Annotated in this window: 15 protein-coding genes and 1 tRNA gene; 6 read left to right on the plus strand and 10 right to left on the minus strand. The window is 62.7% G+C overall.

Annotated features, from left to right (window positions below; translation table 11 throughout):
• Positions 1–126: 126 nt before the first annotated feature.
• Positions 127–1,170 carry a UDP-glucose 4-epimerase GalE gene (galE, locus tag ACVJ19_RS20205; RefSeq protein WP_453950723.1) on the minus strand — a complete coding sequence of 348 codons (1,044 nt, stop codon included), beginning with the start codon at positions 1,168–1,170 and terminating at the stop codon, positions 127–129.
• A 236-nt stretch (positions 1,171–1,406) separates the two neighbouring features.
• Here galE and ACVJ19_RS20210 point away from each other — a divergent pair, with 236 nt between their 5' ends.
• Positions 1,407–3,104, plus strand: a complete 1,698-nt coding sequence (locus ACVJ19_RS20210) for a hypothetical protein (protein ID WP_453950724.1) — start codon at positions 1,407–1,409, stop codon at positions 3,102–3,104.
• A gap of 31 nt (positions 3,105–3,135) precedes the next feature.
• Here the strand turns inward: ACVJ19_RS20210 and ACVJ19_RS20215 are convergent, their stop codons facing one another.
• Genes ACVJ19_RS20215 through ACVJ19_RS20230 form a run of 4 tightly spaced genes read right to left on the minus strand, consistent with a single transcriptional unit; the run spans position 3,136 to position 5,490 of the window.
• Positions 3,136–3,546, minus strand: coding sequence for a DUF2304 family protein (locus ACVJ19_RS20215; protein WP_453950725.1), 411 nt, complete (start codon positions 3,544–3,546; stop codon positions 3,136–3,138).
• Entirely contained in the window at positions 3,543–4,232 is a 690-nt protein-coding gene (locus tag ACVJ19_RS20220; protein WP_453950726.1) for a glycosyltransferase family 2 protein, read from the minus strand. Before ACVJ19_RS20220 ends, ACVJ19_RS20215 begins: the two co-directional genes overlap by 4 nt.
• 5 nt (positions 4,233–4,237) lie before the next feature.
• Positions 4,238–4,606, minus strand: a complete 369-nt coding sequence (locus tag ACVJ19_RS20225; RefSeq protein WP_453950728.1) for a hypothetical protein — start codon at positions 4,604–4,606, stop codon at positions 4,238–4,240.
• The gene (locus ACVJ19_RS20230; protein ID WP_453950729.1) at positions 4,603–5,490 is read right to left on the minus strand and encodes a class I SAM-dependent methyltransferase; all 888 of its coding nucleotides are present in this window, start codon (positions 5,488–5,490) and stop codon (positions 4,603–4,605) included. Before ACVJ19_RS20230 ends, ACVJ19_RS20225 begins: the two co-directional genes overlap by 4 nt.
• Before the next feature lie 328 nt (positions 5,491–5,818).
• Here ACVJ19_RS20230 and ACVJ19_RS20235 point away from each other — a divergent pair.
• Positions 5,819–5,924 (plus strand) — tRNA-OTHER (locus tag ACVJ19_RS20235).
• A 120-nt stretch (positions 5,925–6,044) separates the two neighbouring features.
• On the opposite strand, the gene ACVJ19_RS20240 is transcribed toward ACVJ19_RS20235, so the two are convergent.
• Positions 6,045–7,001 carry a hypothetical protein gene (locus tag ACVJ19_RS20240; protein WP_453950731.1) on the minus strand — a complete coding sequence of 319 codons (957 nt, stop codon included), beginning with the start codon at positions 6,999–7,001 and terminating at the stop codon, positions 6,045–6,047.
• A gap of 466 nt (positions 7,002–7,467) precedes the next feature.
• On the opposite strand from ACVJ19_RS20240, the gene ACVJ19_RS20245 reads away from it, so the two are divergent.
• Positions 7,468–7,929, plus strand: coding sequence for a hypothetical protein (locus ACVJ19_RS20245; RefSeq protein WP_453950733.1), 462 nt, complete (start codon positions 7,468–7,470; stop codon positions 7,927–7,929).
• 26 nt (positions 7,930–7,955) lie between these two features.
• Entirely contained in the window at positions 7,956–8,693 is a 738-nt protein-coding gene (locus ACVJ19_RS20250; protein WP_453950735.1) for a lytic transglycosylase domain-containing protein, read from the plus strand.
• Positions 8,694–8,755: 62 nt separating this feature from the next.
• On the opposite strand, the gene ACVJ19_RS20255 is transcribed toward ACVJ19_RS20250, so the two are convergent.
• The 4 genes from ACVJ19_RS20255 to ACVJ19_RS20270 all read right to left on the minus strand — a co-directional run bounded on the left by ACVJ19_RS20255 (position 8,756) and on the right by ACVJ19_RS20270 (position 15,694).
• Positions 8,756–10,720 carry a sigma-54-dependent Fis family transcriptional regulator gene (locus ACVJ19_RS20255; protein WP_453950736.1) on the minus strand — a complete coding sequence of 655 codons (1,965 nt, stop codon included), beginning with the start codon at positions 10,718–10,720 and terminating at the stop codon, positions 8,756–8,758.
• A 190-nt stretch (positions 10,721–10,910) separates the two neighbouring features.
• Complete coding sequence (locus tag ACVJ19_RS20260) at positions 10,911–12,104, minus strand: methyl acetate hydrolase AcmB (RefSeq protein ID WP_453950738.1); 1,194 nt, start codon at positions 12,102–12,104, stop codon at positions 10,911–10,913.
• A gap of 80 nt (positions 12,105–12,184) precedes the next feature.
• Positions 12,185–13,819: a flavin-containing monooxygenase gene (locus ACVJ19_RS20265; protein ID WP_453950739.1), complete on the minus strand. Its 1,635-nt coding sequence runs from the start codon at positions 13,817–13,819 to the stop codon at positions 12,185–12,187.
• A 291-nt stretch (positions 13,820–14,110) separates the two neighbouring features.
• Complete coding sequence (locus ACVJ19_RS20270; protein WP_453950740.1) at positions 14,111–15,694, minus strand: winged helix-turn-helix domain-containing tetratricopeptide repeat protein; 1,584 nt, start codon at positions 15,692–15,694, stop codon at positions 14,111–14,113.
• 113 nt (positions 15,695–15,807) lie between these two features.
• Between ACVJ19_RS20270 and ACVJ19_RS20275 the strand changes: the two genes are divergently transcribed.
• Both ACVJ19_RS20275 and ACVJ19_RS20280 read left to right on the plus strand, forming a co-directional pair.
• Entirely contained in the window at positions 15,808–17,199 is a 1,392-nt protein-coding gene (locus ACVJ19_RS20275) for an FAD-binding oxidoreductase (RefSeq protein ID WP_453950742.1), read from the plus strand.
• 24 nt (positions 17,200–17,223) lie between these two features.
• A complete protein-coding gene (locus tag ACVJ19_RS20280; protein ID WP_453950743.1) occupies positions 17,224–18,414 on the plus strand; it encodes an MFS transporter in 1,191 nt (396 codons plus the stop codon).
• The last annotated feature ends 66 nt before the right edge of the window (positions 18,415–18,480 follow it).

Below are 18,480 nucleotides of genomic sequence, written 5' to 3' on the forward strand. Positions count from 1 at the left end.
CTTGGACCGGCTGCCCGACCAATCCAGCTCGCCCGCGGCCAATCGAAGATAACGCGAGAAGTGGCTCCGCGCAGAGTTGGGTTGGGCGCGCGACTTGACGCGGCGCACGATCCAGTCTGTCCCGTCTCACCTTGCCGACAATGGGACGGAGTGGGACAGCTGAGACGCCCTGGACGGAAGCCTTGCCTTACCTTGTGCCAATAGTTTGCGTTCCCAGGCGAGCGCATGGCGGACGATCAGGGAAAGATCATCCCATTGGGGCCGCCAGCCCAGCAGATTGCGCATCCGTTCCGCCGACGCCACGATCTCCGCCGGATCGCCAGCCCGGCGGGCGGCAAGTTCGACGGGAAAGTCGTTTCCGGATTCGTGCCGCATGGCCTCGATCACCTCCAAGACCGAAAAGCCGCGGCCGTAGCCGCAATTGAGCGTCAGGGACTCCCCGCCACCGCGCAGGTATGAAAGCGCGTGACAATGAGCGTTTACGAGGTCGCTCACGTGGATATAGTCGCGAATGCAGGTCCCATCAGGCGTGGGATAATCGGTGCCGAAAATCTGGATCTTCTCTCGCAGACCCACGGCGGTTTCTGCCGCAACCTTGACAAGATGCGTTGCCCCTCGCGTTGCCTGTCCAGTGCGCAGAGCAGGATCGGCGCCTGCTACATTGAAATACCTCAAGATGACATAGCGTAGGTCATGAGCGCGTGCAGCATCACGCAGCATTGTCTCGGCCATCAATTTGGATGAGCCGTAAGGTGATAAAGGTGCAACGGGCGTCTCTTCCGTGACAGGATTTGCCGGCGGATTCCCGTACACCGCAGCCGTCGACGAGAGGATGAAACGCCGAACTCCGCTCCTGATTGCGATCTCGAACAGGTTTCGAGAATTTGCGGTGTTGTTGCGATAATATCGAAGCGGTTCGGCAACCGACTCCGGAACAACGACAGAAGCCGCAAGATGAATGATCTCCGAAATCCCATACTTCGCGATCAGCGGCGCAACTCGCCGCTGATCCCCGATGTCCTCAACAAAAACCGGAACTCCGGGTGGTATTGCCCATTCGAATCCCGACGAAAAATCGTCGATCACGACGAGCCGTTCGCCGCGATCAGCAAGTTCGTACACCATGTGGCTCCCAATGTATCCGGCACCTCCAGTGATAAGGATCGCCATTGCCAATCGCCTTACGAGACCTGATTTGAAACTTTGGAACAAAGTTCCCTTCAGGCGTGTTATCAAAACAAGTTGAGGATAACACTTGAGGTGCGCTGGGGGTTCGTTTCCCGATCAAGCCGTTGAGCGGGGAGCGCCGGATGTGATGCAGGCGTCGGTGTCGGCCGATGTGAGAACGCTGCGTCTCGATGCGCCGCTTGAACTCCTCGTGCGGCCGCTCGATCGCAGGACAATGTATGGCGCTTGAACGGGTGGATGACGACGGCTCTGGGTTTGCGAAGCCGAAACTCGGCTTCGCATTTGCTGTCCGCCATGCCGAGACGTTACTCGTGCTCCTCGTGCTGGGCGTGGCCTTGGTCATCGGGCTTGCGACCGCCGCCGATTACGGGCTGTCGACCGACGAATTCAACACCGACGATTACGGCCCAAAGGCGCTTGCCTGGTACGCGAGCGGCTTTGCGGACCGGTCTCAGTTCGAGACGGTCGAAGAATATCTGTGGATGTATGGACCGTGGTTTCAGATGCTCGTCGCGGCCGTGCAGCCGCTTGAGCTCGCGAGCCCGATCACGGTCCGGCACGCCATGACCTTCCTGATCGGCCTCGCCGGGCTCGCGGCCGTCGTGCCGATGGCACGGCTCACGGTTGGGCCCTGGGCTGGGTTGACGGCGCTCGTCCTGTGCCTGCTGACGGGCTACCTGTACGGCAATCTGTTCTTCGCCCCGATCGACGTGCCGTTCTTGTTTGCCATGAGCTGGTCGACGCTCTCGATCGTCCTGATGGTGCGGCAGGAGGTGCCGAGCTGGCCTCTGACCCTTGCGGCGGGCCTTGCCACTGGCCTCGCCATCGCGACGCGCACTGGCGGGGTGATTACGCACGCTTACCTCGTCGGTGGCATGAGCCTGTGCGCGCTCGAGGCGCTGCTGCGCCATGGCCGCGTGGGCTATGGCCAATTGCGCCAGATCGCCTTGCAGACGCTGCTCGCCATCCTCGTCGCCTGGCTGACCGCGATTGCGCTCTGGCCGTGGTTGCAGATTGGAAATCCGCTCATACAATTCTTCCAGGCCTATCGGCACTTTGCTACGCTCGACACCTCGTTCGAATTCCAGAACTGGGGCCGGCTCACATTCACCGATAGGCTGCCCGCCTGGTACATCCCCGGACAGCTCCTGGCGCGTCTGCCCGAGGGCTTTTTGGCCTTGCTGTTGATCGGCATGGCGGTCTGGATCGGTGCGGCAGCGTCGTGGAGCCGCGCCGCCCTCGGCGCCCTGCGTCGGTACGGCGTCGCGGGACTGCGACCAGTCGCAGCCGAGCTCGCACGATCGCGCGCGGTGCTGGTCGTCAGCGTGGCGGCGTTCGGGCCTGTCGGAGTACTCATCCTGCAGGGCTCGACGCTCTATGACGGTGTCCGCCACGTATTGTTCGTGATCCCAATGCTCGCCATCGTGGCCGCGCGTGGGCTCACGAGCCTCTTGCCCTTCTTGGGGCGCCTCCCGACTGTGCCCGCGGCTCTCGGAGGCGCGCACGCGGCCATCATCGTGGTGACGCTCGTCATGCTGCATCCGCTCGAATATATCGCGATGAACAGTCTGGCCGGCGGCGTCGCCGGCGCTTACGGCCGATTCGATCTCGACTATTGGAGCATGGCGGCTCCCGAGGCTCTGCGCCGCCTCGAGGCTCGAATTGACGCCGAAGGCCGGTTCACGCGCGATCCACCGCGCGTGCTGGTCTGCCTGGGCTGGCGCGAGCAACTGGCCGGCGTGATGTTCCGTCGCAACTGGATTGCCGAAACCAAGCTGCACAAGGCCGACTACCTGATCGCCACCGAGCGCTGGCCTTGTGCCAACGGCACGGCGGCCGTACTGGTTGATGAGGTCACGCGATTTGGCCGCCCGTTCGCCCAGATCTATGCCAATCGTCGCGGGCCCGGCGCGTGACGCCAAGTCCGTCGCGACCTGGCAATAGCATCTACTTCTTCGCTTGCAATTCGATCGGGGGCGCCTCGGCCTTTCGGCTCAACATGACCGGGCGACGTTTTCGCGGAGGGACTGCCTCACGCTGGCTCTCCTTGGCGCGATCGATCGCCACGGCGCGCGCCAGCCGCGTGATCATGTCGAGCTGGAGTCGCAGCTTGAGATGCAAGTTGAGCATGATGAGCAGGCTGATCACGACCCAGGTGTAGACGATGAGGTCGGAGCCGCGGCCGATTCCCGCGAAGGCCGCAAGTGCGTTGGCATGCTCCGGTACCCAGACGAAGTAGAGGCCGGCGAGCGCAGCGCCGCTCGCGAGCAGGCCGATGATCGGCACCGTCCGATGCACCGACCAGGCGTAGACTAGAACCAATGCCAGAAAGGCCGTCAGCAACAGCTGCGCGATCATCGGTAGAGCCTCCGCGCAAACAGATCGATCAGGATGGTCATCGCATCGGTGAGGCGTTGACCCTTGCCCAGCGAATAGGCGCTGTACTCGATGTTCACCGGTACCTCGACAAATCGCAGGCGGCTCTGCGCGATCTGGTGCAGGATTTCGGATGCGTGCGCCATTCGGTTCTGTCGCAATGAGATCGCGCGGGCGCCGCGCGCGGTCATCGCCCGAAGGCCATTGTGGGTATCGGTGACCGGCAGTCCGGTGCTCGCGCGCGTGAACCAGATCGCGGCACTGAGCAGGATGCGGCGCGACACCGGCAGATTGGCGGTCGCGCCGGTGAGAAAGCGGCTGCCGAGCGCGAAATCAATGCCGGGCTGCTCGATCGCCGCGAGCAGCACCGCGATGGCCGCGGGGGAATGCTGGCCGTCGGCGTCGAACGTGACGAGCGCATCCGCATGCTGCTCGAGGACGTAGTCGATGCCGGTCTGCAGCGCGGCGCCCTGGCCGAGGTTGATCGGATGCCGAAGGACGACCGCTCCTGCGAGCAACGCGACCTCGCCGGTGCGGTCGGCGGAGCCGTCATCGACCACGACGACCGCGTACCCCGCGCGGCGAATGCCGGACACGACGCTGCCGACCACCGGCGCTTCATTGTACGCCGAGACAACGACCCAGGGATTGCGAATCCGGCCGGTCATTCTCATTAGCCCATAACAAGCACAAGACCGCAGGCGATCACTGCGATTCCTGCCAGGAGACGCGCCGACAGCGGCTCGGCGAACACTAGCGCGCCGAGGACGGGCGTCAGCGCAAACGCGACCGCCACGAACGGATACGCGCGCGACAGCGGCGTGAACGTCAAAAGCCAGACCCACAGGACGGACAGCGCCGCATAGAGTACGATGGCGCCGATAAACGGCGGTTCCTGCAACAGTAGCAGCGCACGCGTGGACAAGGGACGGCCCTCGCCGAGGCGCAGCGCGGCGGCCTTGAACAGGAGCTGGCCCGCCGCCATGCCGGCCGCGTAGGTGACGAGCAATACGATCTGGCCGAGGTTGAGGCGCTCTGTCATGGGAGGCTCTTATCCGAACATGGGGGCGCCTTGCTCAAGACCACGCGCATCGCGTCGAACAGGTTCACCGGAATGGCGAACCGGTTGCCGCTCGGGCTGGCAGCGATCTTGCGGCCGAGCATGCGACCGGCCTGGAAGGCGATCAGCGAGAGCGGTACGAATTTCCAAGGATGATCGGAACTTTCGACGCGAAGGCCGACCGAATGGGCCAGAGACGCGATGCTGTCGCGGTTGAAGAACCACAGGTGCTGCGGCGGCGTCATCAGGCGCCAGTGCGCGCCGGTCGACCGCGCCGCCAAGGAACCGAAGTCTCCGGTCGTCAGCACGATGATTCCGTCCGGCCGGAGATGATTGACGAACAGCGCGAGGGCTTCCTGCGGGTCGGGCAGATGCTCGATGACGTCGAGGAGGACGATGACATCCTGGGTGCCAAGCGACTTGAGGGTCGCTTCGCTCAGCAGGCCGCAGACGACGTTCAAGCCGAGATCGCCAGCATGGGCAGCAGCCGCCTCCGCCGGCTCGATGCCGCTCACCTCGAATCCGGCGCGGCGGGCTTCATCGAGAAAGAAGCCGTAGGCGCAACCGATTTCGAGCAGGCAGCCCTGTGGCTTGCGGTGCTGGATGAACTCGACTGTGCGGGCAAACTCACGCCGGAGCACGGGCTCGGCGCCGCGATAGTCGGCGTACCCGTCGGCCTGACGGCCGGAAAAGTAGCCATCGTCATAATAGGCGAGGGGATCGAAGTTCGATGCCTCGGTGCGTCCCAGTCCGCAGTCACGACATTGAAAGATGTCGCAGCCGTTCTTGACGTAAAGAAACCGATGCGGCGTCGCCCGGCTGCACGCGGGACACTCAAGCGTAAGCGCAGTTCGGTCGTTTCGCATTAGCACATGCGTCCCACCAATTGCGTTTCTTCAGTGCGAAAAAACGCCTCCGATGCCGAACTGTTCCGCTCGGCGAACGGCCACGGGGTCGCAGTCTGCCTGCCAGGCTGGCAGCTGCGAAACAGATCGAGGATGGTCCACACTCTCGGCGGTGCAGCACGGTGAGACGGCGGTCATCCGCGGGTACGACGCCAGTTAAGCAGACGCCCTCGACGCTGAAGCTCGTGAGCGCGTCGGCGCGGTTCGCCCTCCAAAGATTTTGCCGGGACTTATCCTGCGTGGAGGTCTGTTTTTCATTTGGAAACGGCCGCCAATTTGTTGAAATTGCTGGAGCGTGGTTTCGCCGCTTTTTCCAAACGCGGATTGAAATCATTGAATAATCGAACAGATTTTGATTCCGCCATTCGGAGGTTCGATCCCTCCCGCCCCAGCCAATTGATATGCTCGTCAAATCGCCTTCTTTGTTGCTTCATTTGGAAATGGCGCAGTCCGCTGCCCGTTGAAGAGAGATCGGGCAGCGACGGCGGCACGGCGAGGCCGTTGGCGATTGATGATCAACTCAGCTTTCGCAGCTTGCTACTGTTTGATGATGGGACACCTGAGGCTTGCCGTTCCTTCGCTTCGTAGTATTCAGCTGAGAACTTGATCGACCATCGCGCGAAGAACGAACGCAATTCCTGAGTGGGCTTCTCGACGCCGAAATGTTCGGCGACATGCGCCTCGCGCAGCCACCTCACCGCCGATGTGAGGCCGGCGGTGCGCTCCAGCCTCTCAACCGCCGCGATTCCGGCGATCTCTGCCTGCCGATAGCGAAAGCCGACTTTTCTGATCACATGCACGCGCTTGATGACTTCGTAGCCTTTGAAGACGAGCTGAACGAGTGGATGTTTTTTGGCCTGTGGCCAGGCTGCCGGATAGACCGGTAGCACCAAAAGCTTGCTCTTCGCGATGACCGTTGCAAGTGGATGCAAGAGTTGCATCCAAGCTGGCCAGGACGTGACCTTGGCAAGCAATATCGCGTGCATCGCCGTTGCAGCCCCGAAAGAGATCGGCAGCCAAAGTACCGCGCACAGGATCACGAGCAATGCAGTGTTCGGCGTGAGATGCCGGCATTTTCTGAACACCCATGCCATGCCGCCTTCAAAGGCATTATGTACAGCTTGTTCGAACGCCCGATAGCTAATCTTCCGCCGGAACCACAACCAGTTCCGGCGAATCGATCTACTCCACTGTCGACGTTTCGCCTCGGATAGGGAAAGGAAGCGCACCGCGCCGTCTATGATAGCAACGATGACATCGCCGAGAACCTTGGCCGCGAAGAGCGGAAGCCAAACAATCTGCATTGCTAAAGGGAAGGCGTAGTCAAGTATCCGCATCAAGATCGAAAGAACGAAACGCAGGATGTTGTTTGTGGCGAGCGTGATAACAACAAGTGGGATGATAATCACATCGTCGAGGGCACCGCGGAAGCGGCTTTCCTCGGTCCCTGCCGGGTGACGACCATCGGTCACAGTGCAACGTCCGGGCTGAGTGCCGGCTCAAATTAGCATACTGCAAGCTCAAAGGGGGGGCCCTTAGGTAGTACCAGTTGGGCGACAGGGAGCACTCCGCAAAAGAGGCAAGACGCGACCTCGCGGGAAGGGCAGCTATTGGCGCGAAGCGCAAATTGGAGCTGAAGACGAGGTCGCCCAAGGGGCATTTTGGCCGATTCTGGCGTCTTCGCCGCATGTCCGGTGCTGGGGTGTTCCGGACACGCCGGTTCGGGGCTGATGATGCCCGCAACGGTCTTTGCTCAAGCAGGCCAGTTCGCATGACCCGCGTTAACCCTGTCTCTGATCTTGTCCCGTAACCGCGCCGGCTGGTCCACTTCTGCCGCTAAGCCGCCTCATTGGATATTTGCAATTGTTCTCCGATTTTCGGGAGCTTATTTCCGGCAGGCTTTGAACGAGGCTTCTCGTTCGGAAAGCGTGAAATCAGATGAGAGTGGCTCTCATCCTCGTTGGTTTCGGTACACTCGCGGTGATGGAGCTTGAGACGCCGTCGCGCATGACAAAGCCTGTGAACGAGCCGCCCGTTCAGGCGACCGTCGGGTTACGCGCCTCACACGATACGCTGACGACGCCAGACCGGCTCGAAACCCCGCACATGCAATTTGAAGCGCCTCCGCAGCCGGTTTCCTCGAGCGAACCGATGCCGCCGCCGGATCAAACAGCGACTGTTGCGCAAGAGCCTTTGAAGATCATCGAGCCACACAAGCGCAACGCAAGCGGACGAAAATCCGCGGTCATGCTGCCCAGACCTCGGCCCGGGCAGGGAACTTCAAAGGCAAGTGCGAATGCCAATCGCGCCAAATCGGCTGCGGAGGTCAAGCCCTGCCGGTCAGGTGTCTTCGATGGCCTATTCAAAGCATTGAACCTGTCAACGGGATGCCAGACCTAGCCCAACGATTCCTCCGCATCGGCGAGATGGCCGACGGCAACCCGCGGCTCCTCGCGCATGCGTCAGAGAAAACAGGCTGTGTCGGCGAAATCCGGCCGCCTCGCCCCGACGAGCGTGGATCCGTTGTCGCCGCGCGGCACTGGCTGTCTGTGGAATCCATCACGCTCGTTCTTGGAGTGGCGATCGGCGTGGCTTTCGTCGCAAGTTTCGTCCTGTTTCGCGACGCTCATTTGAGCGGGAAATCGATCGACAAGCCGGCCGCCAAGGCGTTGGTCGAGCGCATCATCATAGCCGAGTCCAATGGCGACTCGAATGCGAGGAACAAGCGGTCGAGCGCGACCGGCGCCGCCCAGTTTCTCGATGACACGTGGCTCGAAGCTGTTCGAAGGCACCGACGCGATCTGATCCAGGGCCGCAGCGACAAGGAAGTGTTGGACTTGCGGCGAGATGCCGAGCTTGCGCGCGAGATCGCCACACGGTTGGTCGAGGAATATGCCGCCGTGCTGAACAAGCGCGGTCTGCCGATCACGCCCGGTTCTCTCTACCTTGCCCATTTCGCGGGACCGGCCGGCGCCGTGGCGCTATTGTCCGGCGCAGAAAGTGCCGATGCTGCTTCCCTTATGGCCGCAGCTGACGTGACGGGCCGGACCACGCGCGAAAAGCTGGTCAACGCCAATCCGTTCCTCAAGGCGCTGACGGTCGGCGATATCAAGAGCTGGGCCGATCGCAAGATGGCAGTACGCAATTCGGCGGGGCGCTCCTGAAGGCCACGCAGTAATGGCTTCGTCGACATGGCCGGCCGAAGAACCCTCTTGCGAGCCGAATCTCATCGAGAAGACCTTACCGAGCCCAGGTCGAAGCGAATGTCATAACGATGCAGCTTCGCATAGACGGTGCTCTTGGCAAGACCGAGCGCGGAGGCGGTGGCTGTCACGTTGCCGTTGCACGACCGCAGCGTACGCGAGATCAAGTCACGTTCCGAAGACTCGGCGAGAGACAGACCCGGATCGCGCTCGCTTGGCGTTTCTGGTCCCCGGATGGTCTCGGGCAGGTCCGAAGGTTCGATCGGGTCGCCGTTGCCGGTCAGCATGACACTCTCGACCAGGTTGCGCAGCTCGCGGACGTTGCCGGGCCAATCATGACGCTGCAGCTTCGCAATCGTCTCCGGCGCAAAACGGCGATCGGAAAGACCATAGCGCGCGCTTGCCTGGGCGACGAAATGAGCGACCAGCAGCGGAATGTCCTCGCAGCGCTCGCGGAGCGGCGGGATGTCGACGGGGACGACGGCGAGCCGATAAAACAGGTCCCTGCGGAAGCGCTGGGCCTCCACCTCCGCCTGCAGATTGCGGTTGGTGGCGACGACGAGGCGGAAGTCGACCTTGCGCACCGCGGTCTCGCCGATCCTGGAGATCTCGCCGTTCTCGAGCGCGCGCAGCAACATGGGCTGGAGGTCGAGCGGCAATTCGCCGATCTCGTCCAGGAACAGCGTGCCGCGCGCGGCGGCTTCGATCTTTCCGGCCATGCCTCCGCGCCTCGCGCCGGTGAACGCGCCGTCGACATAGCCGAACAGTTCGCTGGCAAGCAGCTCGCGCGAGGCGCAGCCGCAATTGACGGCGATGAACGGGCCGTTGTGGCGCGGTGACGCCGCATGGATTCCGTGCGCGAACACCTCCTTGCCGACGCCGGTCTCGCCGAGCAGCAGGACCGGCGCGGCGGATTTGCCGACGCGGCGGCACTTCTCGACCACACTGTGCATCTTCGGGCTGCTGTAGACCGTGTTGGCGAAGGCCTGCGCGTCGCCGCGCGCGGCTGACAAGAGTTTGCCCGCCGGCTTCGGCGCCACCATCACGGTGCCGAGGTGCTCGCCCTGGTGCACCACCGCCTTCAGCCATTCCTCCTTGATCCATGCCGGACGCGAGGTGCCACATAGCAGATCATCGCGGCTGCCGAGCAGGGGAAAGCCGGACTGGCCTCCCGGCGCGCCGAGATCCCGCATGATCTGCGACATCTCTCCACTGGCCTTGAACGGACGTCCGGCGCTGTCGAACAGCACGGCGTGATGCCGATCCGAAGGCGGCAGCATCCAGAAGCATTGATCGAGCAGGCGATAGCGGGCGTCCAGCTCCATCTGCAGCAACTGCGCCTCGATGCGCGCCGCCGCCGAAATCGCCAATGCGAGTGCCGGCCGCCCATAGGATGAAGACAATCCGGAGATATCGATCGCGCCGATCACGGCGCCGTCGATGGGATCGCGGATGACGCTGGCCGAGCAGGTCCAGCGGTGGATGCCGGAGCAGAAATGCTCCGTGGCATGCACCTGGATCGGCTGCCCCGTTTCGAGCGCGGTGCCGATCGCGTTCGTGCCGCAGGTCGTCTCGCTCCAGTCGCTGCCGGGCAGCAAATGCGTTTTTTCGACGGCATCGCGCAGCGCGAGCTTGGTGTCACCTTCGAGGCGCAGCACGACGCCGTCGACATCGGTCAGCACCATCACGGTGCCGGTTTCCAGCATGTAGTCGCGCGCCAGCGCCATCGTCGAAGCGCCGGCCTGGACCAGACGGCTGCGCTTGTCGAGCAGGCGCTCCAGCCTGTCATCCCTGATCGGCATCGGAGCCTGGCTGCGCCGATAATCGACAGCCGATTGCTGGCAGCGTTGCCAGGAATCGGTAATGGCTGATCGCACGACCTGCTGACGCGCGCTGCCGCTTCCGGAGAGGAAGCGTTCCCAGCTTGTCAGAACGTCGCGTTCGATACCTGGAGTGGCGAAAGATTCCTCTGGCGTCTGCCCCAACACGTTCCCTCCCTTGACGCGCTGAGCGGTCCAAATGTCTGGCGGACCCCGAGCTTTATCTCCTGATTGTGAAGCCATCCATGGAAACACGCAACCGGGTACCCCGACCTTGGTGCTATCAGGCTCGCCTCCGACCGCACTGCAAAAGGGTGAGATCGGAGGCGAGTTAAAGGCCTCAAGCCGCAAAAGAAATTTACGCCGCCTTGCGTTGGCTCAGGCTGTCGTAGAACGCGGTTTCGAAGCGCATGTAGCCGGTGAACGAGGCCACATCGGCAAAGGGCAGGATCTGGGTGGCCCAATAGCCGCCGAAACCGTTCTGACGGTCGATCCAGTAGAACAGGTTCGCCAGCCCCGCCCAGCCGAGTGCGCCTGCGGGGCGTCCCGTCGGCGCCTTCTCGTCGTTGACCATGAAGGTGAACGCCCAGGATTTCGAAAGGCCGGGGAAGAATTCCGCATCGTTCGACAGCGATTTGATGACGCCGGGCAGCGCGGTCACCTTGAGATCGCCGAGCTGGTTCTTCTCGGCCATCGTCACGGTCTCCGCCTTCAGCACCCGGCCGTGCGGGCCGGCTCCGTCGTTCAGCCACATGCGGATGAAGCGCATGTAGTCACCGACCTTGCTGTAGAGGCCGTGGCCGCCCATGTGCACCTCGGGATTTGCAGGCAGTTCGAAGTCCATCGGGGTCAGCGAGCCGTCGGCATTGCGCGTGTGCACGCCGGCAAGCTTGCTGCGCACCGCATCGTTGATCTCGAACGTCGTGTTGGCCATGCCGAGCGGCTTGAAGATGCGATCAGTGAAGACCTCGCCGAGCCGCTTGCCGGTGATGCCCTCGACAACCTGCCCGACCCAATCGATGTTCGTTCCATACTCCCATTTCGAACCGGGATCGAACAGCAGCGGCGTCATGATGGCGGCCTTGGACGAAGTGATCACGCTCGGCTGTCCGTGGTCGGTCGCCAGGCGCAGATAGTTTTCGTTGAAGAAGTCGTAGCCGAAACCACCGGTGTGCAGCAGCAGCATGCGCGTGGTGACGTCACGCTTCGGGGCGCGAAGCGTGGGCTGGCCTTTGGCATCGAAGCCGTCGATCACCTGCAGCTTGCCGATATCCGGAGCGTATTTCCTGGCGGGAGCATCGAGGTCGAGCCTGCCTTCCTCGATCAGTTGCAGCGCGGCCGTGCCGGTGATCGCCTTGGTCGTCGAGAAGATGGCAAAACTGCTGTCGGTCGTCATCGGCGCCGACTGGTCGGTGCGCCGCTTGCCGACGGCGCCCTCGTAGATGTTGCCGGTGCGATCGGTCACCATCGCCACCACGCCGGGTACGCCCTGGCCCGTCGTGACGGTCTCATGGAGAATGGCGTCAGCTGATGCCTTGAAGTCCTTGGTCATGTGTTCCTCCAAATTTGTTGTGTGATGCGGAATGCAGGGGCCGCGCGTAGCCAAAAATGGTTGCGCGGCCCCGTGTGTCGTTATTGCTTGGCAAAGCCGGGATAGGCCGAGGAGGCGACCTCATCGCACTTCTGGCGATAGGTGCCGACGCCGCCGATATAGGAGAGCAGGCGGCGCGGCTTGCCGTCGACGTTGGAGCCCATGTACCAGGAGTGCGTCTTGGTCACGAGGGTCGTGTTTGCGACCTCGTCGTGATGCGCGACCCAGGCATCCTGCGCATCCTTGGTCGGCTCGATCACCTTCAGATGGTTCTTCTTCAGATACGCGATGCAATCGCTGATCCACTCGACCTGCTGCTGCAGGCATGTCGTCATGTTGCAGAGCGCTGTCGATGGCGCCAGCGGCGCGCCTGTCGTGAAGAGGTTCGGGTAGCCGTGGATCTGAAGCCCCATTGTGGTCCTGATATCGCGGCTCCACTCCTCCTTCAGCGAGCGGCCTTCGCGGCCGCGGATGTCGATGCGGGTCAGCGCACCGGAGCCGGCGTCGAAGCCGGTGGCCAGGATGATCAAATCCAGCCCATACGACGTTCCGTCGGTGAGCTCGATGCCCTGCGGCGTGATCCGCTTGATCGGGTTGTTCTTGACGCTGACCAGCTCGACATTCGCCTGGTGGAACGCCTCCAGGTAATTGGTCTCGAGCGGGACGCGATGCGTGCCGAAGCCGTAGTCGGTCGGGATCAGCGCCTCGCAGAGCTTGGGGTCCCTCAGGCGCGTGCGCATCTTCTTGCGCACGAACTCGGAGATCTCCTCGCTGACTTCCTCCTCGAAGAACATCTCGACGAAGGAGGCGAGCCACAACCGCAGCGAGCCTTCGTCCCAGATCTTCTCTAGAACGGCGTGACGCTGCTCCGGGCTGAGATCCTTCCAGTTGCCGTTGGTGAAGTCGTATTCGAAGCCGGTGAACGAATGGGGCAGGACCTTCCGGAATTCCTCGAACCGCGCCTTGTAGGCCTCGACCTCCTTCGGCCCGTATTTCGGGTTCTTCATCGGGATGATGTATTGCGGCGTGCGCACGAACACCTTCAGGCTGCCGACCTCGCTAGCGATGGTCTGGATGACCTGGATGCCGGTGGCGCCATTGCCGACCACGGCGACGCGCTTGCCTGCGAGGTCGAGCTTCTCCTTCGGATAGCGGCCGGTATGGACGAGGGTGCCCTTGAACGTCTCCTGTCCCGGAAACACCGACGTCAGCGGCGCCGACAGCATGCCGGTGCAGGTGATCAGGAACTGGGTGTCGATGGTGTCGCCCGTGTCGGTCGTGATGGTCCAGCGCTGGGTCGCCTCGTTGAAGACGGCGCTGGCAACCGTCGTTGAGAAGCGGATGTCCTTGCGCAGGTCGAGCTTGTCGGCGACGTAGTTGAGCCACTTCTCGATCTCCGGCTGGCCGGGGAAGCGCTCGCTCCAGCTCCAGCCCTTGTAGAGCTCCTCCGAGAACAGGTACTGGTAGATATAGGCCTCGGAGTCGAAGCGCGCCCCCGGATAGCGATTCCAGTACCATGTGCCGCCGACGCCAGTGGCCGTATCGACGGCCTTGACCTTGAGTCCCAGTTCGTCGCGCAGCTTGTAGAGCTGGTAAAGGCCGGCCACCCCGGTGCCGATCACGACCGCGTCCAGGCTTTCATGCTTGCGCGCGCCGTTGGTCTTGTACTCACTCATGCATTCCCTCCCATGTCAGAACCTGTTGTCCTCCCCACCGCGAGGCGCGAGAGATGGAAGCTGGGGAACGCAGATTGCGTGCCAGATCAGGTTTCTGGCTTAAGCGCTTGCAGTGATTGAGTTGGTAGTCGCGATATCCATGCCGCATCCGTTCGAAATTCGAACTGGATGAGCTTGGCTGGACCGGATTTCGATCGACGTGCCCCTGCAAACAGGTGCCTGCCGATGTGATGATGTTGATGGTCCTGTTCTGCTGAGTGCCCAACAGACCGTTTTTCGCCGCGTCGGCCGCTATGCGAAATCGGCGCGCCCGCCACTCAGGCCGGCCTTGCGTAACCCGTCGAGGAAATGGTCGCGGTCGATGGGATCCCTGTACCTGGCGGCGCGCATCCGGGCGAGTTCGAGCGTGTTGACCGGCAGCGCTTCACCGCGCTCACTCAATTCCAGGCCTCGCTCTCGAATGAATGCACGCATCTCGATGTCCGCCTCACTCAGTCGATCGGTCTGCGCGTGGCACGCCGCAAGGAGCGCGTGGGACCAGCGATCACTCGATCGCGCCTCCCTGAGCACCTTGATCGCCTGTTCGTATTCGCGCGCCGAATAGAGCGCCAGCGCGTGATACCAGTGGTAGATGTTGGGTGGAAACGGGTTGAGCTGTTTGGCCGACTTGATCCATGTGAGCGCTTCCCGCCAATGTCCCCAATAGACCAGGATGTTGGCAAACGCCGCGGCGACGTCGGCATCGTTCGGGTTGAGCGCCAGAGCCCGCTTGAAGTGGGTTTCGGCCTCCTGGTCACGGTTCTGCAGGAAAAGCAGCTGGGCGAAGACGCCGTGCGACCAGGCATCATTTTCATCGAGATCGAGCGCGATCTCGATCTCGCGCCGCGCATCATCCAGCGAAGGCGCGGCGGGTGATTCCAGGAACGCGGCGCAGACGATGGTCCAGGCGATATTGGCGTGAGCGCGAGCATAGGCTGGATCGAGCTCCACGGCCTTTTCGAAGCAACCGCGCGCCTCATCCGTGCTTGTCACGGTCAACTGACGCCATCGCTCGTTTCCCAACAAGACGAGATCGTAGGCCGTGATGTTCGAGGTCTGCTTGCCTCTTGCGATCTCGCGGCCTGCGTCCTCGACGCGGCCGGGCAGCGCTGAGACGATCCTGCCGACGATTTCGTCCTGGATGGCGAATATGTCTTCGATCTCGCGGTCGTAGCGCTCCGTCCAGAGGGTGAAGCCGCTCACGGCATCCAGAAGCTGGACGGTCACCCGCACCCGTTTCCCGATCCGGCGTGCGCTCCCTTCCACCACATATCGTACGCCGAGTTGGCGGCCGACCTCTCTGATGTCGGACGACCTTGCCCGGTAGACGAAGCTGGAATGGCGGGCCACGACGAAGAGCGATCGGAAGCGCGACAGTTCCGTGATGACGTCTTCCGTGACGCCGTCGGAAAAATAGTCCTGAGCCGGCTCGCCGCTCAAATTCGAAAACGGCAGCACGGCGATCGATGGTTTGTCGGAGGTCGCCGGGGGGAGCAACGTTTGCCGGCTGCCATCGAACAGGGCTGCGGCTGGCGGGCCGACGTAGCGGTAACCGCGGCGCGGCAGGGTCTCGATCCAGCTGCTGCCGCCTTCGACGTCTGCAAACGTCCGCCGCAGCGCCGCAATCTGTACGGTCAGATTGCTTTCCTCGATGGCCAGCCCCGGCCAGGCCGCCTCCATCAGCGCGTCCTTGGCAACCGGCTTCCCGGCCTGCTCCAGCAGCAGCTGAAGCAGTGCGACCGCCCGCCCGCCGAGCGCAACCGGCTCGGTTTCGCGAAACAGCGTGCCGGCGTCTGTCTCGAGACGAAATGGACCAAACTCGTAGATCGTCGCCATCGCCTAGAGACACCATTTTCGGCGAAATTTGCAACTTTTTCCGCTTCGATTCGGGAAACGATCTGGCGCTCCGTGAGATAATGGCAGTGCATCAGCGGCGAGGAGCAAATCGGATGGAACAGCGGCAACCGGACGGCGACTTGATCGGCAAATCGCACTCTCAACCCTGGTCCGCCCCACAGCTGCGGCTCAAGGGCAGGGTGGTCCTCGAGGGCAGCGCCGGCTACGACGAGGCGCGCAAGGTCTGGAATGGCGCCATCGACAAGAAGCCGGCGGTGATTGCCTACTGCGCGGATGCGCAGGATGTGGTCGAGGCCGTGACGTTCGCGAGATCCCGCGCGTTCCCCGTGGCCGTTCGCAGCGGAGGCCACAATGTCGCCGGCCTCTCGGTCTGCGACGGGGGTATGGTCATCGACCTGTCGCGGATGAAACGCATCGACGTCGATCCGGTCCGTCGCACCGCGCGCGCAGAGGCAGGCCTCGATCTCGGCGAGTTCGATCGTGCCACGCAGGCGCACGGTCTGGCGACCACCATGGGCGTCAACAGCGACACCGGCATCGCCGGGCTCACGCTTGGCGGCGGTTTTGGCAAGCTCGGGCGAAAATACGGGCTGACCTGCGACAATCTGATTGCCGCCGAAGTGGTGACAGCCGAGGGAAAGATCTTGAGGGCCAGCGCGACCGAACACGCGGACCTGTTCTGGGGCTTGCGAGGCGGCGGCGGCAATTTCGGCATCGTGACTGCGTTCGAATATCGACTCCATTCCATTGGCACTTCACTGCTCGTCGCGTCGGCGCTTCATCCTTTCGATCAGGCGCGCGAGGCCATGCGGTTCTACGATGAATTCGCCCGAAGCGCCGCCGACGAGATGAACGTCGATGCCGCCCTCGTAACGCTGCCGTCGGGGGACCGGTACTTCAGCATCACCGGCTGCTATGTCGGCTCGCGTGACGACGGTGAACGCGCTCTTTCTCCGATCATCAAGTTCGGTTCCCCCGTCGAGACGCGCTTCGCAAGCGTTCCTTATCTCGAGATTCAGTCGGGCGGCGATGCCCTGTTTCCGCGGGGACGTCGCTATTATTGGAAGGCGCAGTTCCTGCGCGAGATCAATGCGGGCGCGGTCGACGCGCTGCTCGACGCCTATGCGAAAGCGCCCAACATCTCCTCGCTATTGGTCTTCCAGCACGTCGGCGGCGCAATCGCGCGGGTTCCGGCATCCGACTCGCCTTACGCAAACCGCGATGCAGCGTTCGACTGCTTTCCGATCGCGATCTGGGACGATCCGGCCGACGACGACGCGAACATGCGTTGGGCGCGCGAGCTGTGGAGCGCCGTCAGGCCCTATTCGACCGGCGGCGTCTACGCGAACAATCTCGGCGATGAGGGCGAGGATCGAATTCGCGACGCCTATGGCGAGAACTATCCGCGCTTGGCCGCGCTCAAGACCAAATACGATCCGACCAATTTCTTCCGCCTGAACCAGAATATCAAGCCGACGGTGTAGTTCACGGCATCGGAAAGAATCCAAATGCGAAGCCGCTGGACCATCCTTGCTGCTCTGTTCGTCGCTCGTGCCGCCATCGCCTTTCAGTTTCAGAGCGTCGCCGCCGTCGCGCCACAGCTCAGCCAGAGTTTGAGCGCGAGTCTTGCCGATATCGGCGTTCTGATCGGACTCTATTTTGCGCCGGGGGCCGCGCTCGCTCTGCCTGGCGGCGCGATCGGCCGCCGCTATGGCGACAAGGTGACGGTCCTCGCCGGACTCCTGATGATGCTGGCCGGCGAACTGCTGATGACCACATCGACGTCATGGAGCGTGCAGATCGCGGGCCGATTGACTGCCGGCATCGGCGGTGTTCTCCTGAACGTTCTGATGACCAAGATGGTCGCGGACTGGTTTGCCGGCCGGGAAATCGCCACCGCGATGGCCATCTTCATCAACTCCTGGCCGGCCGGCATCGCACTCTCTCTCATGCTTTTGCCGGCCATCGGAGCCGCGCTCGGGCTTCATGCCGTCAATCTTGCCGTCGCAGGACTGATCCTGATCGGGTTTGGCCTCATCGCCTTGGTTTATCGCGCGCCTGATACGGCCGTCGCGGGTGACGGCGAGCGCGGGAGCCTGACCGCCGACACGATCTGCGCCGTGATTGCCGCCGGCTTGATCTGGGGCCTCTACAATATCGGCTTTGCGATGATCTTCAGTTTCGGCCCGTCGATGCTGGTCGAGCAGGGCTGGTCCAGTGCCGCAGCCGGGTCGACCATCAGTATCGTGCTCTGGCTCGCCGCCCTTTCGGTTCCGTTCGGCGGCTTCCTTGCCGATCGGACCAGGCGCGGCGAGGCGATCCTCGTGACAGGCTGCGTCGCCTTCGCCCTCCTGACGCTTCTTCTGTCGCGAAGCGGCACGGTGCTTCCCATCATCGTGGCTCTCGGAATCCTCTGTGGCCTGCCCGCCGGGGCAATCATGAGCCTGCCGGCGCGTGTGCTCGACCAGAAGATGCGGCCGATCGGCATGGGACTATTCTACACGGTCTTCTACGCCGGTATGCTGGCCGGACCGGCGATCGGAGGAAAGCTCTCCACCTCGTTCGGCTCCGCGAGCGCCGCGCTCGACTTCGGCGCCGCAGCGCTCCTGGCGTGTCCCGTCGTCCTGTGGCTCTTCCGCCGTATCGTTGCGGGCGGGTATCGGTCGGCCGGGAGCGTTCGAGCTCTCTCGTCCAAATAGTCTATGAGGTCGAACAGCTAACCCGATTCTGATCTGGCCATCGGAGGTTCGATCCCTTCTAGGCTC

This window comes from Bradyrhizobium sp. USDA 376 (assembly GCF_054063675.1).

Bases quoted from the DNA above. Each gene is read 5' to 3' on its own strand.
- galE (WP_453950723.1), bottom strand. From the start codon at position 1,170: ATGGCGATCCTTATCACTGGAGGTGCCGGATACATTGGGAGCCACATG.
- ACVJ19_RS20210 (WP_453950724.1), top strand. From the start codon at position 1,407: ATGGCGCTTGAACGGGTGGATGACGACGGCTCTGGGTTTGCGAAGCCG.
- ACVJ19_RS20215 (WP_453950725.1), bottom strand. From the start codon at position 3,546: ATGATCGCGCAGCTGTTGCTGACGGCCTTTCTGGCATTGGTTCTAGTC.
- ACVJ19_RS20220 (WP_453950726.1), bottom strand. From the start codon at position 4,232: ATGACCGGCCGGATTCGCAATCCCTGGGTCGTTGTCTCGGCGTACAAT.
- ACVJ19_RS20225 (WP_453950728.1), bottom strand. From the start codon at position 4,606: ATGACAGAGCGCCTCAACCTCGGCCAGATCGTATTGCTCGTCACCTAC.
- ACVJ19_RS20230 (WP_453950729.1), bottom strand. From the start codon at position 5,490: ATGCGAAACGACCGAACTGCGCTTACGCTTGAGTGTCCCGCGTGCAGC.
- ACVJ19_RS20245 (WP_453950733.1), top strand. From the start codon at position 7,468: ATGAGAGTGGCTCTCATCCTCGTTGGTTTCGGTACACTCGCGGTGATG.
- ACVJ19_RS20250 (WP_453950735.1), top strand. From the start codon at position 7,956: ATGGCCGACGGCAACCCGCGGCTCCTCGCGCATGCGTCAGAGAAAACA.
- ACVJ19_RS20260 (WP_453950738.1), bottom strand. From the start codon at position 12,104: ATGACCAAGGACTTCAAGGCATCAGCTGACGCCATTCTCCATGAGACC.
- ACVJ19_RS20265 (WP_453950739.1), bottom strand. From the start codon at position 13,819: ATGAGTGAGTACAAGACCAACGGCGCGCGCAAGCATGAAAGCCTGGAC.
- ACVJ19_RS20270 (WP_453950740.1), bottom strand. From the start codon at position 15,694: ATGGCGACGATCTACGAGTTTGGTCCATTTCGTCTCGAGACAGACGCC.
- ACVJ19_RS20275 (WP_453950742.1), top strand. From the start codon at position 15,808: ATGGAACAGCGGCAACCGGACGGCGACTTGATCGGCAAATCGCACTCT.
- ACVJ19_RS20280 (WP_453950743.1), top strand. From the start codon at position 17,224: ATGCGAAGCCGCTGGACCATCCTTGCTGCTCTGTTCGTCGCTCGTGCC.